14 protein-coding genes are annotated in these 15,202 nt (G+C 54.7%); 5 read left to right on the plus strand and 9 right to left on the minus strand.

The window, feature by feature from the left end:
* Positions 1-4: 4 nt before the first annotated feature.
* From prmA to HUF19_RS04100, 3 genes are all read right to left on the minus strand, one after another.
* Positions 5-895: a 50S ribosomal protein L11 methyltransferase gene (gene prmA, locus HUF19_RS04090; RefSeq protein ID WP_260998617.1), complete on the minus strand. Its 891-nt coding sequence runs from the start codon at positions 893-895 to the stop codon at positions 5-7.
* 1 nt (position 896) lies between these two features.
* Entirely contained in the window at positions 897-1,346 is a 450-nt protein-coding gene (gene aroQ / locus HUF19_RS04095) for a type II 3-dehydroquinate dehydratase (protein WP_260998618.1), read from the minus strand.
* 135 nt (positions 1,347-1,481) lie between these two features.
* Positions 1,482-3,083, minus strand: coding sequence for a diguanylate cyclase (locus HUF19_RS04100; protein WP_260998619.1), 1,602 nt, complete (start codon positions 3,081-3,083; stop codon positions 1,482-1,484).
* 70 nt (positions 3,084-3,153) lie between these two features.
* On the opposite strand from HUF19_RS04100, the gene HUF19_RS04105 reads away from it, so the two are divergent.
* The 3 genes from HUF19_RS04105 (at position 3,154) to HUF19_RS04115 (ending at position 6,416) form a co-directional block, all read left to right on the plus strand.
* Positions 3,154-3,915 (plus strand): transglutaminase-like cysteine peptidase, encoded by a 762-nt coding sequence (locus tag HUF19_RS04105; RefSeq protein ID WP_260998620.1) that lies wholly within the window; start codon positions 3,154-3,156, stop codon positions 3,913-3,915.
* Positions 3,916-3,917: 2 nt separating this feature from the next.
* Positions 3,918-5,906, plus strand: coding sequence for a bifunctional diguanylate cyclase/phosphodiesterase (locus HUF19_RS04110; RefSeq protein ID WP_260998621.1), 1,989 nt, complete (start codon positions 3,918-3,920; stop codon positions 5,904-5,906).
* Positions 5,907-5,990: 84 nt separating this feature from the next.
* A complete protein-coding gene (locus tag HUF19_RS04115) occupies positions 5,991-6,416 on the plus strand; it encodes a copper chaperone PCu(A)C (RefSeq protein ID WP_260998622.1) in 426 nt (141 codons plus the stop codon).
* 152 nt (positions 6,417-6,568) lie between these two features.
* Here the strand turns inward: HUF19_RS04115 and HUF19_RS04120 are convergent, their stop codons facing one another.
* Entirely contained in the window at positions 6,569-8,257 is a 1,689-nt protein-coding gene (locus tag HUF19_RS04120) for a phytoene desaturase family protein (protein ID WP_260998623.1), read from the minus strand.
* 150 nt (positions 8,258-8,407) lie between these two features.
* Here HUF19_RS04120 and HUF19_RS04125 point away from each other — a divergent pair, with 150 nt between their 5' ends.
* Both HUF19_RS04125 and HUF19_RS04130 read left to right on the plus strand, forming a co-directional pair.
* On the plus strand, positions 8,408-8,944 hold the full coding sequence (locus HUF19_RS04125; RefSeq protein ID WP_260998624.1) for a PadR family transcriptional regulator: 537 nt from the start codon (positions 8,408-8,410) through the stop codon (positions 8,942-8,944).
* Between the two features lie 18 nt (positions 8,945-8,962).
* Positions 8,963-9,919, plus strand: a complete 957-nt coding sequence (locus tag HUF19_RS04130; RefSeq protein ID WP_260998625.1) for a DUF808 domain-containing protein — start codon at positions 8,963-8,965, stop codon at positions 9,917-9,919.
* 56 nt (positions 9,920-9,975) lie between these two features.
* Here HUF19_RS04130 and yacG read toward each other — a convergent pair whose 3' ends face one another.
* Genes yacG through pilB form a run of 5 tightly spaced genes read right to left on the minus strand, consistent with a single transcriptional unit; the run spans position 9,976 to position 14,697 of the window.
* Positions 9,976-10,176 (minus strand): DNA gyrase inhibitor YacG, encoded by a 201-nt coding sequence (gene yacG / locus HUF19_RS04135; RefSeq protein WP_145469683.1) that lies wholly within the window; start codon positions 10,174-10,176, stop codon positions 9,976-9,978.
* Positions 10,177-10,234: 58 nt separating this feature from the next.
* Entirely contained in the window at positions 10,235-10,831 is a 597-nt protein-coding gene (coaE, locus tag HUF19_RS04140; RefSeq protein WP_260998626.1) for a dephospho-CoA kinase, read from the minus strand.
* 16 nt (positions 10,832-10,847) lie between these two features.
* On the minus strand, positions 10,848-11,726 hold the full coding sequence (locus HUF19_RS04145) for a prepilin peptidase (RefSeq protein WP_260998627.1): 879 nt from the start codon (positions 11,724-11,726) through the stop codon (positions 10,848-10,850).
* Positions 11,726-12,952, minus strand: a complete 1,227-nt coding sequence (locus HUF19_RS04150; RefSeq protein WP_260998628.1) for a type II secretion system F family protein — start codon at positions 12,950-12,952, stop codon at positions 11,726-11,728. The genes HUF19_RS04145 and HUF19_RS04150 overlap by 1 nt, the downstream gene beginning before the upstream one ends.
* 47 nt (positions 12,953-12,999) lie before the next feature.
* The gene (pilB, locus tag HUF19_RS04155; protein WP_260998629.1) at positions 13,000-14,697 is read right to left on the minus strand and encodes a type IV-A pilus assembly ATPase PilB; all 1,698 of its coding nucleotides are present in this window, start codon (positions 14,695-14,697) and stop codon (positions 13,000-13,002) included.
* Positions 14,698-15,202 lie beyond the last annotated feature (505 nt).

The following is a 15,202-nucleotide window of genomic DNA, read 5'->3' on the forward strand; positions in this document are numbered from 1 at the left end:
ATCCTTAACGTTTAATCCCTGTAAGAATAACCCAATCACCCATTTGTTCCGCCGGGTTCATGATAAACCACTGAGAATAACAGGCTGATACCTCTTCCGCCTGTTCGGCCAGCAGACCGGACAGTGCCAGTTTGCCGCCGCTGCGGGTCAGCTCGGCCATATGCGGCGCCAGACTCATTAACGGGCCGGCGAGAATATTGGCTACTGTCATATCGGCCTGTACCGCCGGCGTGGCTTCCGGCAGGTAGATTTCATACTGGCTGGCATCAATACCATTACGCTCGGCGTTGTCGCGGGTGGCGGTCAGTGCCTGTGGGTCGATATCGACGCCAATCATATGTTTAGCACCAAGCAGCAGGGCGGCAATCCCCAGAATACCGCTGCCACAGCCATAGTCGACCACCAGTTCATTGCCTTCCACCGCGCCGTCGAGGTACTTCAGGCACAGCGCGGTGGTCGGGTGTGTGCCGGTGCCAAAGGCCAGACCCGGATCAAGCATCAGATTAACGGCATCTGCCTCAGGTGGTTCACGCCAGCTTGGGCAGACCCACAGGCGCTTGCCGAATGGCATCGGATGATAATCGTCCATCCAGGCGCGGACCCAGTCTTTGTCTTCCACCAGTTCGAGTTTGTGCTGCGGCAGTCCGCTGCCACCTTCGGCGGCGTACATCAGGGCAATCTGCTCCAGCAGGGCATCGCTGTCCTGATTGGCATCAAACAGGCCGATGATCTGGGTTTTGTCCCAGATGGGCGTGGTACCCAGTTCGGGCTCAAGAATCGGCTGGTCGGCGTCATCCTGCAGGGTAACGGATAAGGCACCGGCGGCCAGTAATGCATTTTCAACCGCTTCAACTTCGGCCTGAGTGGCGTGAATACGGATCTGAATCCAGGACATATTATGCGTTCTCCGCGTTTAAACGGCTGATGGCCGCCTGCAACGCCAGGTCGTAGCCCTGCACACCGAGTCCGGCAATCACTCCGACGGCGATATCCGACAGATAGGAATGATGGCGGAAGGCTTCGCGTGCATGGACATTGGAAATGTGAATTTCGATAAAAGGAATGGCAACACCAGCCAGTGCATCGCGCAGGGCGACACTGGTGTGGGTAAAGGCAGCCGGATTAATCAGGATAAAGGCCGTACCATCGGCGCGTGCGGCATGGATGCGGTTGATCAGCTCATGCTCGGCGTTGCTCTGGAATTGTTCCAGGGTAAAACCTGCGGCGCTGGCCTTCTGGCTCAGCTGCTGTTCAATATCGGCGAGGGTGGTATGGCCGTAAATATGTGGCTCACGGCTGCCCAGCAGATTCAGATTCGGTCCCTGCAATACCAGAATGCTTGCCATGATGATTACCCTGAAGATAAAGAAGTAAGGGGACAGGCGGCGGGCTGCAACACACAGCCCGGCCAATATGACCCGAAAGCCCGCGAGTTTGCCGAAAAACCCGGCGAGCGTCCAGTTCTGGCGGGGATAGCCTGGTTATTCGCCCTGTTCGGCGGTTTGCACCTGATTGCGACCATTATGTTTGGCGCGATACAACGCCTGATCGCTGGTCGCGACCAGTTCGCTGATGCTCTGGCCACTCCATTCGGCGATACCGCAGGAGAAGGTAACGCGCAGTGACTGGCCGTCATGAATCAGGTTGGCAAAGTTGAGGCGGATATCGTCCATAATCTGACGGGCTTGCTGAGCGGTGGCGTCGATCAGGATGATGGCAAACTCTTCACCGCCATAACGGCCGATCGGATCGGACTTGCGCAGGCTCTGGCGCAGAAACAGTGACAGATTGCGGATCACCAGATCGCCGGCCGGATGGCCATAGCGGTCATTGACCTGTTTAAAGTGATCAATGTCGACCATCACAAAACTGATGGGCACATCTTCATTTTTGCGCATCGCATCCTGCAGGGCGCCGAGCAGGTGGGTGTGATTCAGCAGGCCAGTGAGGCTGTCGCAGGCGATCAGGTTCTGCAGCTGACGGGCACGGCTGACACGGTTACGCAGGGTGGTGAGCAGGTGTCCGGGATCGACGGGTTTGGTTAAAAAGTCATCGCCGCCTTCGGCCATCGCAGCCAGCTGGCGTTCGCGGTCTTCTTCGCCGGACAGGTAAATGATGGGCAGATTAATGTATTCGCGTTGCTGGCGGATAACTTTGGCCAGCTCCATGCCATTACAGCCGGGCATATACATATCCATCAGGATCAGATCCGGTGTAAATCCGCTGAGCACATCAAGCACCAGCAAAGGGTCATTAGCGACCTGAGTGACCATGCCCGCTTTATTCAGTACGTTGGCGGTATGGGTCGCCTGGGCGCGGGAGTCGTCAATGATCAGAATCTTGAACGGCACATCGGGCGTGCTGTCGAGCAGGTTTTCCAGATGGCCGATAACCGACTGTACGTCCATTTCTTCGTAAATGCCCAGACCACCGTTGCGCAGTGTGGCCAGACGCTGCTCCAGCGTCGGTGGTGTTTCACGATAGGTGAACAGCACCGGCAGCGGATTTTCACGGCTCTGTTGCAGACTCTGCGCCAGCTCCAGTCCCTGGCCGGGGCCGGCAAAATCGAGATCCAGTACCACGGCTGCCGGATGGCGCCGCTCCAGCGCCTGACTGAAGTCGTGGGCGGTACGCTGCAGCTCTGGCCGCAAACCAAAGTATTGCATCTGCTCGGCCATGGTCAGGGCGTGGTCGGTATTGCTGAGGGCGATATAAACCGGTTTCTTTTCCGGAATCAGTGTTTCGGCGGCCTTATCATCGGTATGACGCAGTGCCGTTTTACTGAGCGCGATAATGGTCTGGTTAAGACTTTCCAGCTGGGCACTGTCCGGGCTGTGGCCAACGGCGATATGAGCCAGTGTGGATAATAGCTGACGCGCCAGTTTTTCATGGCGGGCGGCTTCAAATCGCTGTGAGAAACGCACCAGCTTTTCCACAGCGAGGGTGAAATCCATCATGCGCTCGGCACTCCAGTGCTGAGCCGGCAACTGGCGCCAGAGATCAATAACCTGACGAACCTGATTGATTACCCGGAAGGAGAAGTGTTGTTTTAAACGGGCAGCAGGCGTCAGGTTATCCGTCATCTGATGTTACTTCTTAGCTACAGGTGTTCTAAGAATAGCAGTTTTTGTACCGGACTCATGTTGTCTGTCTATGCTTAACGGTAACAATTGTTATCTTCTGGTTGCCTTTCTGCGCATGGATTTTTCCACTGCTGTGTTTCACTGCCGCCGGCCTCCGGTACCTGTCCGCTGGCCGTTGTGGTTACTGCTGATTTGGCTGTGCTGGCATTTTGCCGGGCAGGAAGGTCTGTATGCCGACACCAAACACTGGGTACCGGAATCGCTGACAGGTATGGCGCAGCAACAATATGATGCCAAAGGTGCTGCGCGGATCGACGCCTGGCGCCAGGCGCTGGATGGGCTGGCGGATGCCAGTGAGTCCGACAAACTCAAAGGCGTGAACGCGTTTTTTAACCGCGAGCTGCGCTTTGTCAGTGATGAAAAGCACTGGGGCAAAGATGATTACTGGGCCACGCCCTATGAAGCGCTGGGCAGTGATGGTGGCGATTGCGAAGACTATGTGATCGCCAAATATTACTCATTGCGCCAGCTTGGAGTCGACACCAGTAAACTGCGCATCACTTACGTCAAAGCGATTCGTCTGAATCAGGCGCATATGGTGTTAACCTATTTTCCCACACCGGATGCGGTGCCTCTGGTATTGGATAATCTGATCAATGTTATTGCGCCGGCCAGTGAGCGCGGTGACCTGTCGCCGGTTTACAGTTTTAATGGCGATGGTATGTGGCTGGAACGGATGAAAGGGCAGGGGATTCGCATGGGCAATCCGAATAAGCTCGATTTATGGACGGATTTACGTATCCGCATGAACCAACTGGGAATGGACTTATAACAATGACATTGCGACAACAATTCTCCCTGCTTACCGGTTTGCTGGTGATTATCCTGCTGGCAGGAAACCTGCTGGTAATGGTGATGAATGGCCGTGATTACTTCCAGCAGCAGCTCAATGCCCGTGCTTACGATGCAGCAACCTCGCTGGCTCTGTCGATGTCGCAGGTCGCGGCTGATGACGAAGTGCAGTTAACCCGTCTGATGGATGTACTGTTTGACCGCGGTTTTTTTGCAGAGATCGAATTGCAGCGTGTCGATAATGAACCTATCTACCGCCGCAGCCGGGATACGGCGGGTGATTTGCCCGCACCGCGCTGGTTTATGCACTGGGTCGGGCTGGACATGATTCCGGCAGAAGCGGATGTTACCCGCCAGTGGCAGCGCCTGGGTACCGTACGCATTATCAGCCACAGTGATTTTGCCTACCGCGATCTGTGGGCCATGGTTCGTGCTGAACTGATCTGGTTTGCGTGGGTATTGGTGGTCAGTCTGGTGCTGTTGCAGATTCTGCTGGGCTGGTTATTCCGGCCGCTGGCGCGGGTTGAGCGTCAGGCGCTGGCCATCTGTGAACGGCAGTGGCAGGTTCAGACCGAAATTCCGCGCCCACGCGAGCTGCGGCGCATGGTGCTGGCGATGAATAAAATGGTGCAGAAGCTGCAAAGTATTTTTACCGAGCAGTCGGCTATGACCGAGCAGCTGCGGGCAGAGTCTTTTAATGACAGTGTCAGCGGCTTGCTCAACCGCCGCGGTTTTGATCAGCGTCTGCAACATATTCTGCAGCGCGGTGAGGAACACAGTGGTGTGCTGATGCTGTTGCAGCTGCAGAATCTGGCTGAGCTCAATCAGGCGCAGGGGCGCCAGAGTGTGGATGATGTGCTGCATCTGCTGGGGGCGGAATTGCTGCGTTGTTTGCAGGAATTTCCGGCGGCCTTCAGTGGTCGCCGCTCCGGCAGCGATTTCGCGCTCTATATTCCCTGTGCCGATCAGGCGCAGGGCGATACTTTGCTGCAGCAGATGTACAGTCAGCTGGTGACCAGTGTGCTGTCACGCCGTAAAGATCTGGTGTTTCATCTGGGCGGCGTGTTTCTGCAGGGGATTCAGGATGACCCGGTACAGGCGTTAAGTCGTGCCGATGCGGCCTTGCGTCAGGCGCAGCGCTCACCGGAAGGCCGCGCGCAGTTGTACCGCAGTGATAACAGCAGTGGGGTTCAGGAGTGGACGGCCGGTGAATGGCGCGAGTTATTGACCGGTGTTCTGGAGGCGGGAGCGCTGCAATTACAGTTTCTGCCGGTGATCAGTAACCGCAATCGCCGCTTACTGCAGTTTGAGGTATTCAGCCGCATCGTCTGGCAGGGAGAAACGCTGTCGGCAGCACGCTTCTGGCCAATGGTTGAGCAGCATCAGCTGGCAGCGCGTTACGATGCCACTATTGTCGCTCAGGTGCTGGCTTTACTGGAGCAGCATGCCCCGCAGGAAAGTATTCGTTATTGTATTAATATTTCCCCGGCTTCGGTTCTGGATGAGCAGTTTCATCAGCGTCTGAGTGAGTTATTCCGCGCAGCCCCGCAGCTGGCCACGCATATTGCACTGGAGGTTCCGGAATCTTCTCTGGCGGGTATCGAAAGTGCGCTGGCGCGGCTGGCTATACAGCTGAAACCATTTGGCGTCACTCTTGGCGTCGATCAGGTAGGTACCGGCAGCATGGCCTTTGCGTATCTGCAGCGGTTGCCGCTGGATTACATCCGTATAGATGGCAGCTTTAACCGTGGCCTGCATCAGGCGCAGGATCACCGCTTCTTTATCCAGTCGATGGTGCAGATTGCCCATAATCTGGATCTGCTGATTCTTGGTGAAGGTATTGAAGAAGCCGACGATGTTGCGGTGCTGCGCCAGACCGGCGTGGACGGTATGAGCGGTTATTTTTTCAGCAGGCCGCTGGCGGCACTGGCTGATGCTCATGCCTGGCAATTACCGGCCGACGATGTCTGATACTGCGACATTTTGCCTCTGTATCCATAGGCTGTAACCAGTACAATGCGCCCAGTTTATACGCTGTCGTGCGGAGAAATTATTATGCGTAATATGACTGCTGTTTTGGTATTGCTGTTGGGACTCACGGGCTCTGTAATAGCGTTGTCTCAACCGCTGGATGTGAGCGGCGCCTATGTACGCGAACCGATTCCCGGGCGCTATATGAGCGCGGCATTTATGACGCTCACTAATACGTCAGCCACCGATAAAACACTGGTCAGTGTCAGTGCAGACTGGGCGGGAATTATTGAAATACACACCCACTTGCATGATAACGGCGTGATGCGTATGCGTCAGCTGGAGTTGCTGACGATTCCGGCGGGCGAAACGGTGAGCCTGCAGCCCGGTGGTTTGCATTTAATGTTGTTTAAGCTGCAGTTACCTTTGACGGAACCGCTGCCATTAACCCTGTGTTTCGATGATGGTGAGTGTCAGACCGCCAGCGCTGGGTTACGCAGTCTTCAATAAATTTCCCGCCTTACTTTGCATTCCCACGCGGAGCCTGGAACGAGAAGTACTCGCAGTATCTGGCTCCCACGCTCTGCGTGGGAGTCTTTGCTGACGCCGTTGCATTCCCGCGGAGCCTGGGAACGAGAAAGTGTCGTTAAAACACTGCCAGCTCAGGCTGTTTCAGTTTGCCCGGCGTTTTTCTTGTCGGTTGTTTCTTTGGCGGTTTCCGTTTCATCTTGCTGAGGTGGCTGCCATTCTTTCAGCAGTTTTAATACCTCTCCGGCTTTACGTCCCTGCATCGCACAGGCGGTCATCATGCCCGCCATTAAGGCACCGCCAACCCCCGCAGTCATCACATCGGCGCCGGTCATATAGAGATTTTTAATCGGTGTAACCGGATGCAGAAACGGCTTTTTAAAACGATCGACAAAGTGATCAAGGCCATAGATTTCACCGGCTGTGCTTTTCTGGAACCAGTCGCTCGACAACGGTGTGGATAATTCCTGAAATACCAGTTTGTCGCGTAATTGCGGCAGCCGCTGGTAGAGTTTTTCCAGCAGACGTTCGCTGACGCGGGCTTTGATATTTTCGTACTCTTCGCCACGCTGATTCCAGGTGCTGCCGCTCCACTGGCTGAACCATTCGTGTTTGGCGACGGTGACAATTTCGACGGTGGATTTACCCGGAAAGCGGTTGTTCCAGTCAGGGTCTTTGGCCGATGGGAAGGAAATATAAACCACCGGAAATTCCTGCTCCGGATCGTCATAGTAGCGCTGCAGATTACCTTCGTGATCAGCGCTTGGGTAAATCCACAGGTTGGTGGTGTTTAAACCCAGTTCTTCGGCGGTCCCTTCAAAGCCGGCATAAATACAATAATGAGCGCTTGAACGCTGCACCTGTTTGGCCCAGCGTTCGGTGCCCAGTTTTTTCCGCACATCGGCGGGCAGCAGGCGCTGGGTGGTATTCCAGAAGCCGGCGTTGCTGACCACGCGAGTGGCCGTCAGCTCGGTGCCATTGGCCAGGCGCACGCCACAGGCGCGGTTATTACGCACGATGATTTCGTCGACATCGGCGTAGGTAAAGACTTCGCCGCCGGATTTCTGGATAGTCGGAATAATAGTGCGGGCAATAGCCGAAGCGCCGCCCACCGGATAGGCGCCACCGGCCAGATAATGCTTGGCAATTAAAGCGTGCATAATGAAGGCGGCGTCGGTAGGTGTCTGACCGTAATCGCCCCATTGGCCGGTCAGTACCGAAATTAATTGCTGGTTGCAGGTGAGATTTTCCAGCACCTCACGGGTGGTCTGGAAAAATTCTTTCGGCAGAAGCAGCGGACGAATGAGGTTATAGGCCCGTGCCAGTAACGGTGGCATCGCCTGGCCGGCAAAAAAACGCGGGGTCTTGCGGCTCATTTCACGGATCAGTTCGATGTAACGATCAATCGCCTGCGCTTCCTCCGGGAAGCGTTCTTTCAGCATGGCGGCAAAGTTATCCCGGCCGGCAACAAAACCATACTCTTCTTTGCCGAGAATAATGCGGTCGTATTCAGGTTCCATTTCCGCCCACTGCAGACGTCCTTCGCTGACCACATCAAATACCCGGCGCAGGGTAGAGGGCTTATGAACTTCACCGATGTAATGCACGCCGACATCCCATTCAAAACCTTCACGGTCATAAGCATGGGTAAAGCCTCCGGCGGTGTAATGCTGTTCAAGTACCGCGACCTTCTGGCCCAGCAAAGACAGAAAAGCGGCGGTTGTCAGGCCGCCCATGCCGGAGCCAATCACAATCACATCGTAATGGCTGTCGGCGCGATTGGCGCGGAAGCGGGTGCCGGTTCTTACTTTGACCTTGCTCATGGGGTGCTCCTCCGTATGGGGCGGGTGTTTTGTTATTGTTATTGCAATCCAGTTATGCAAAAAATTGCATATGTTTGTCAGATTATCCCGCCCGCATAGGCGATGCAAGCCCGGACAGGTAGAATGACGGCGAAAATTAAGGAGAACGCAGTGTCGCTGAAACACGCCATTCTGGTGTTGCTGGAAACCGAGTCGGGGTCAGGCTATGACCTGCTGAAGCGTTTCCGTGAGCATATGGGCTATTTCTGGAATGCCAGTCATCAGCAGATTTACCAACAGCTTAAATGGATGCACGAAGCCGGCTGGCTGACGCTGCGCACCGAGCCGCAACAGGGAAAGCCTGACCGCAAGGTGTATGAGCTGACACCGACTGGCCATAATGCCTTGCTTGACTGGCTGGCTGAAACCAGCAAGCCGCAGAAGGTCAATGACAGTCTGCTGGTGCGTTTGTATGGCGGCCATTTGCGTGAAGCGGACAATATCCGGGCGGATATTGCCCATCACCGCAAACTGTATGAGCAGAACCGGGCAGCGCTGTTGTCGATTGAACAGCATTATCTGGCGTTGCCTGAAGCTGAGCGGCAGCGTTACCGCTTTCCATACCTTACTTTGCGTCGCGGCATTCTGTCAGTGCAGGCCTGGCTCGACTGGGCGGACGAAGTCGACGCTTTTCTGAATCACCAATAAATTGAAAAAGGAATAACAATGGCGGGTGCAAGTTTATTAGCGCTGCTGGACGATATTGCCACGGTACTGGATGACGTGGCTGTGCTGTCGAAAGTCGCGGCGAAGAAAACCAGTGGCGTGCTGGGGGATGATCTGGCGCTCAATGCGCAGCAGGTTTCCGGTATTCGTGCCGAGCGTGAGTTGCCGGTGGTGTGGGCGGTTACCAAAGGCTCATTGAAGAACAAGCTGATTCTGGTGCCGGCGGCACTGCTGATCAGTGCATTTGCGCCCTGGGCGGTGATGATTCTGCTGATGCTGGGCGGCGCTTATCTGTGTTTTGAAGGCGTTGAAAAACTGCTGCACAGCATTTTACACCGCAAAGAGGCGGAAGCTGGCAAACAGCAATTACAGCAGGCGTTGCTCAATGGTTCTGAAGATTTACTGGCGTTTGAGCAGGGCAAAATCAAAGGCGCGATACGCACCGATTTTATTCTTTCGGCAGAAATTATTGTGATTACCCTGGGCTCGGTTGCGCAGGCCAGTTTTACCACTCAGGTGCTGGTTGTCTCGGCCTTAGCCCTGCTGTTTACCTTTGGCGTTTATGGCCTGGTGGCGGCGATTGTGAAGATGGATGATGCCGGTCTGTATCTCAGTGAACGCAGCAACAGCATGCTACAGGGCATCGGTCGCGGACTGTTGGTTCTGGCTCCCTGGCTGATGAAAACCTTATCGGTGGTCGGTACGCTGGCGATGTTTCTGGTGGGCGGCGGTATCCTGATGCACGGCGTACCACAGCTTGAGCATCTGGCGCATTCCGCATCCGGTTGGGCGATTCACAGCTGGGGCACAACGCTGCCATGGCTGGCGGACATTAGTGGTGCATTACTGCCGCTGGTATTTAATCTGCTGGTGGGCTTACTGGCCGGAGCGGTGCTGGTGGGTGTAATGGCTGTGTGGGAGAAACTGCGCGGGAAAAACGCTGCGGCTGTTCAGTAAAGTTGGTATTTTCCCTTGTCCAGCGGCCGTGCTTTGCTAAGCCGGCCGCAGGATAATCAGTTGTACGGCTTATTCTGTTCCTGCTGCCATTCTTCCGACATCAGTACTTCATCGGCCGGTTTGCCGGGAATGGCATGACCTTCGCTGGCCCATTCGCCCAGATCAATCAGTTTGCAGCGTTCGCAGCAGAATGGACGGTATTTATTTTCCGCAATCCATTCCACGTCTTTTTTACAGGTCGGGCAGTTTACTTTCATGGGGTTCTCGCAGGTTTGCTCATCGCATGTCAGTCAGGCGCTGTTGCTGGCTATTTTATTATGAGGCGGCACGCAACAGGTAGCTGTTGTGTAACAGTTCCAGTTGCTGGTGCAGCTCAGCCAGCCCCTGGCTGTTATCGGCAATATCATCGGCGCGTGCACGGCGTTCATCGCGCGGCATTTGTGCGGCGATGATACGGCGGATCTGATCGGCGTTATTCTGGTCGCGGGAAGTCGCCCGTGCAATCTGAATATCGACCGGCACGTCAATCAGCAGTGTATGTTGTGTTAATAATGCCTGACCCGATTCGAACAACAGGGGTGACACCAGAATGGCATAGGCAGAGGTTGCTTGCTGCAACTGGCGGATAATGCTGTCACGGATGCGCGGGTGGGTCTGGGATTCCAGCCACTTCCGTTCCTCCGGCTCGGAGAAAACTTTGTCACGCAGCCAGGCACGATTAAGACTACCGTCAGCCAGCAGTGCCTGTTCGCCGAAGTGCTGTTTGATTGCCTGCCAGGCCGGCTGACCTGGCTCAACTACTTCGCGGGCGACGATGTCGGCGTCCACCACGGTAATGCCTTTGCTGGCAAAAAAGTCACTGGCAGCGGTTTTGCCACTGCCAATTCCACCGGTTAAACCCAAAACCCACATTGCTGATTATTACCTGTCAGAAACGGCCCAGATACCACTGGCTGATATCATTGCCCCAGAGGGCGGCAATCCAACCCGCAGCGGCCAGATAGGGGCCAAAAGGAATCGGAAGGTTTTTGTCCCGTCCGAGAATGATAATGCCGGCAATACCCACCATGGCACCCACCACGGAAGAGAGCAGAATAATCAGCGGCAGACTTTGTACGCCGAGCCAGGCTCCGAGTGCAGCCAGCAGCTTAAAGTCGCCGTAGCCCATTCCCTCTTTGCCAGTCACCAGCTTGAAGATCCAGAACACACTCCACAGCGCCATATAGCCTGCAGCGGCGCCGTATACCGCACTTTCCAGATCGGTGAATAATCCCTGACTGTTAACCAACAGCCCCAGCCACAGAAGGCTTAATGTCATGGTGTCGGGCAGAATCTGATGGTCGATATCAATCACCGACATGCTGATTAACAGCCAGGTGAACACCAGCATAGCTGCCAGCTGCCAACCCCAGGGGTACACCAGTAATAACGCCGTACTGAGGATGGCGGTGGCGATCTCAACCGCCGGATAACGCAGGCCTATAGGGGTGCCGCAACCGGCACACTTACCGCGCAGTAAGACCCAGCTCAGCAGCGGAATATTCTGCCAGGCTTTCACCGGAACCTGACATTTGGGGCAGTGTGAGTCAGGCTTTAGCAGGTTGAAGGGCTTACTCAGATCGTCAATGGCCGGGTGCTTTGGCAGGCTACTGTCCATTTCCAGGCAATCCTGCTTCCAGCTGCGGAACATCATGACCGGAAAGCGCAGGATAACCACATTGAGGAAACTGCCGATCAGCAGGCTGAACAGCGCGATAAAAATAGCCAGCCAGACAAGGTTGTCGGCCAGCAGTTGCAGCAGCTTCATCAGATCGCTTTACCCATCTCGAAGATTGGCAGGTACATGGCGATAATCAGACCACCGATTACCACACCGAGGAACGCCATAATCATCGGCTCAAGCAGGGCTGTCATATTGTCGACGGCGTTATCCACTTCATCTTCGAAATAAGTGGCGGCTTTATCCAGCATGGCATCAAGGGCACCGGATTCCTCACCGATACTGGTCATCTGTACCACCATATTGGGAAACACACCGGTGGAACGCATCGCAAAGTGCATCTGCTGGCCAGAGGATACTTCATCGCGGATTTTCAGTACGGCTTCGCGGTAAACAACATTGCCTACCGCACCGGCAACCGACTCCAACGCTTCTACTAAGGGCACACCGGCAGCAAAGGTCGTCGACAGAACCCGGGCATAACGGGCAACCGCCGCCTTGCGGATAAGATCGCCGAACACGGGAAGCTTAAGGGTGAGGCGCTCAAAGTTATTGCGGAAAGCCGGTGAGCGTTTCATTGCCTGTGAGAAAAAAGCACCGGCAACGGCCAGAAGGCCCAGTACATGCAGGTAATAGGCCTGAGCCTGTTCAGACAGATAAACCACAAACTGTGTTGGTGCCGGCAGCTGCGAACCAAAGCTGCGGAACATAGAGTCAAAGGTGGGTACTACTTTAATCAACAGGATAGCGGTTACCACAAAAGCCACAGCGAGTGTGGCAAGGGGGTAGGTCATCGCCTTTTTGATTTTGGCCTTCAGAATCTCGGTTTTTTCTTTGTAGTTAGCCACTTTTTCCAGCATGGCTTCAAGGGCACCGGCCTGTTCGCCGGACTCGACCAGATTGCAGGTAAGCTCATCAAAGTACTCAGGGTGCTGCTTCAGTGCAGAGGCAAAGTCATTACCCGCAGATACGGTATCGCGCAGGCCCAGAATCAGCTCTTTCATCGATGGGTTATCAATACCATCGGCGACGATATCAAAGGACTGCACCAGAGGAACACCGGCTTTGATCATGGTCGCCATCTGCCGGGTAAAAAAGGTGATATCGGACGATTTAATCTTTTTCTTGCCCAGCCCACCCATTCCCAGTAAAGGTTGCGCAACTTTGCGTACCTTCAGCGGGTTAACACCCTGCTTACGCAGCTGCGCCTTGACCATTGCGGCATTCTGGCCGCTCATTTCGCCCTTAATTGTCTGGCCGCGGCGATTGATGCCTTCCCAGGCAAAGGCGCTGTTCTTTATTTGCTTAGCCATTGTGCTGTTGTATCCATGCTATGGGCAGCACAGGGCTGCCGTAAAACTTAGTCGGTGGTTACCCGGTTGGCTTCTTCCAGGCTGGTAACCCCTTGGGCGACCTTTTGCAGCGCCGATGTACGCAAATCGTTAAAACCCTCTTTGCGCGCTGCATCAGAAATCTCAATCGAGTTGCCGCCCTCCATGATAATACGGGAGATAGCATCGGTTATTCTAACTACTTCATAAATACCGACACGGCCTTTATAACCGCCTTTACATTGCTCACAGCCAACCGGCTTATAAATCTCAGCGGTTTGCAGCTGTTCTTCGGTGAATCCGGCCTCCAGCAGCAGCTCTTTAGGAATCTCTGCCGGGGCTTTGCAGCTTGCGCATAAACGCCGCGCCAGACGCTGGGCGATAATCAGACTGACCGAGGTGGCAATATTGAACGATGGCACACCCATATTGGCCAGACGGGTCAGGGTTTCGGCAGCACTGTTGGTGTGCAGGGTGGAAAGCACTAAGTGACCGGTCTGGGCCGCTTTGATGGCGATAGAGGCGGTATCCAGATCCCGGATTTCCCCCACCATTACCACATCCGGGTCCTGACGCAGGAAGGAGCGCAGAGCTGCTGCGAAGTCGAGACCGACACGGGCGTTTACGTTTACCTGGTTAATACCTTCGAGGTTAATTTCTACCGGGTCTTCCGCGGTGGAAATATTGGTGCCTTCCACGTTAAGGATATTCAGACCGGTATACAGGGATACCGTTTTACCGGAACCGGTCGGGCCGGTAACCAGAATCATGCCCTGCGGCTTGGCCAGGGCATCCAGATACAGGGCTTTCTGATCGGCTTCATAACCGAGCATATCAATCCCCAGCTTGGCTGAAGAAGGATCGAGAATACGCAGTACGATCTTTTCACCCCACAGGGTTGGCAGGGTATTGACGCGGAAATCGATGGCCTTGGTTTTGGACAGCTTCATCTTGATACGGCCATCCTGGGGAACGCGCCGCTCAGAGATATCCATCTGTGACATCACCTTTAAGCGCGCAGCAATCTTGCCGGCAAGGTTGACTGGCGGGCTGGCAACTTCATGCAGCATGCCATCGGTACGGTAACGTACCCGGTAGCGCTTTTCGTAAGGCTCAAAGTGAATATCGGAAGCGCCGCCTTTAATCGCATCGAGCAGCATTTTATTAACAAAACGTACGATCGGAGCGTCGTCGCCGGAGGAATCCTTCTCGGCTTCTTGGGCTTTATCCCGGGCGTCCGGGTCTTCCAGATCCACATCGTCGAGATCACCGTCCAGATCACCAAAGCTGTTGTCGTTAGCGGCCAGGAATTTATCGACAGCACTGCCGAGTTTATCTTCTTCAGCCAGTACCGCCTCGACGGTCATGCCGGTATTAAACTTGATTTCGTCGATCGCCAGCATGGCGGATGGGTCGCTTTGCGCGACAAACAGACGGTTTCCGCGCTGAAACAATGGCAGAACCCGGTGCTTTTCGATCAGTTCACGGCTGACCAGTTCTTTGGGCATCAGCTCAAAATCAAAGGCACTGAGATCCAGCAGGGGGAGGCCGAACTCTTCAGAAGCCAGCAGTGCAATGGCACGTGATTTTATGTAACCCGATGCAACGGCGGCGGCAACAAAACTGATTTTGTCCTGCTTTGCCTTATTGATGATTTCCTGAGCCTGCTGGCTGTTCACCAGATTCTGCTCAACGATACGGCGTGGTAAGCCGGTCAAAACGGCCATAGAGATTCCCCAAAGGCATTGTGCTTTTTGTATCAGAACATACCAGAGGGCGTGGGGATAAGCCAGAGATTGGGCGTGGCAAGAGGAGGGGCAGAGGCAATAAAAAACCCCGCCGGAGCGGGGTTTTTATCAACAGGCTAACTATCAGATGTAGTCAGAGTTGATGTTTTCGTGCATCCACTTACAGGCAACACCCGCAAGGTCCGCAGCACCAGCCAGAGTGCCAGCAGGATCAGCAGAAACGTGCCAGTTCAGATTGGTGGAGTTGCCAGTCAGAATCGGAGTCAGGATAATATCACCCTGTACATCGATATCGATAGAGCCATCGAATGTGATGCGGATAGCTGCGGTAGGGGTAACGACGCCAGCAGGCATGTTGGCTAAAAGAAAGCCTGCGCACGTATTAGCAACAGGGGCAGCACCTGCAACGATATCTACCAGACTTACACCATCAATAGTGTTTGTGTCTGGTGCAGCACGCAGGCCGTAGTTAACCTGCCAGCAA

Origin of the sequence: Thalassolituus hydrocarboniclasticus (genome assembly GCF_025345565.1) — a bacterium.
Lineage (GTDB): Bacteria > Pseudomonadota > Gammaproteobacteria > Pseudomonadales > Oceanobacteraceae > Venatoribacter > Venatoribacter hydrocarboniclasticus.

Bases quoted from the DNA above. Each gene is read 5' to 3' on its own strand.
- prmA (WP_260998617.1), bottom strand. From the start codon at position 895: ATGTCCTGGATTCAGATCCGTATTCACGCCACTCAGGCCGAAGTTGAA.
- aroQ (WP_260998618.1), bottom strand. From the start codon at position 1,346: ATGGCAAGCATTCTGGTATTGCAGGGACCGAATCTGAATCTGCTGGGC.
- HUF19_RS04100 (WP_260998619.1), bottom strand. From the start codon at position 3,083: ATGACGGATAACCTGACGCCTGCTGCCCGTTTAAAACAACACTTCTCC.
- HUF19_RS04105 (WP_260998620.1), top strand. From the start codon at position 3,154: ATGCTTAACGGTAACAATTGTTATCTTCTGGTTGCCTTTCTGCGCATG.
- HUF19_RS04110 (WP_260998621.1), top strand. From the start codon at position 3,918: ATGACATTGCGACAACAATTCTCCCTGCTTACCGGTTTGCTGGTGATT.
- HUF19_RS04115 (WP_260998622.1), top strand. From the start codon at position 5,991: ATGCGTAATATGACTGCTGTTTTGGTATTGCTGTTGGGACTCACGGGC.
- HUF19_RS04120 (WP_260998623.1), bottom strand. From the start codon at position 8,257: ATGAGCAAGGTCAAAGTAAGAACCGGCACCCGCTTCCGCGCCAATCGC.
- HUF19_RS04130 (WP_260998625.1), top strand. From the start codon at position 8,963: ATGGCGGGTGCAAGTTTATTAGCGCTGCTGGACGATATTGCCACGGTA.
- yacG (WP_145469683.1), bottom strand. From the start codon at position 10,176: ATGAAAGTAAACTGCCCGACCTGTAAAAAAGACGTGGAATGGATTGCG.
- coaE (WP_260998626.1), bottom strand. From the start codon at position 10,831: ATGTGGGTTTTGGGTTTAACCGGTGGAATTGGCAGTGGCAAAACCGCT.
- HUF19_RS04145 (WP_260998627.1), bottom strand. From the start codon at position 11,726: ATGAAGCTGCTGCAACTGCTGGCCGACAACCTTGTCTGGCTGGCTATT.
- HUF19_RS04150 (WP_260998628.1), bottom strand. From the start codon at position 12,952: ATGGCTAAGCAAATAAAGAACAGCGCCTTTGCCTGGGAAGGCATCAAT.
- pilB (WP_260998629.1), bottom strand. From the start codon at position 14,697: ATGGCCGTTTTGACCGGCTTACCACGCCGTATCGTTGAGCAGAATCTG.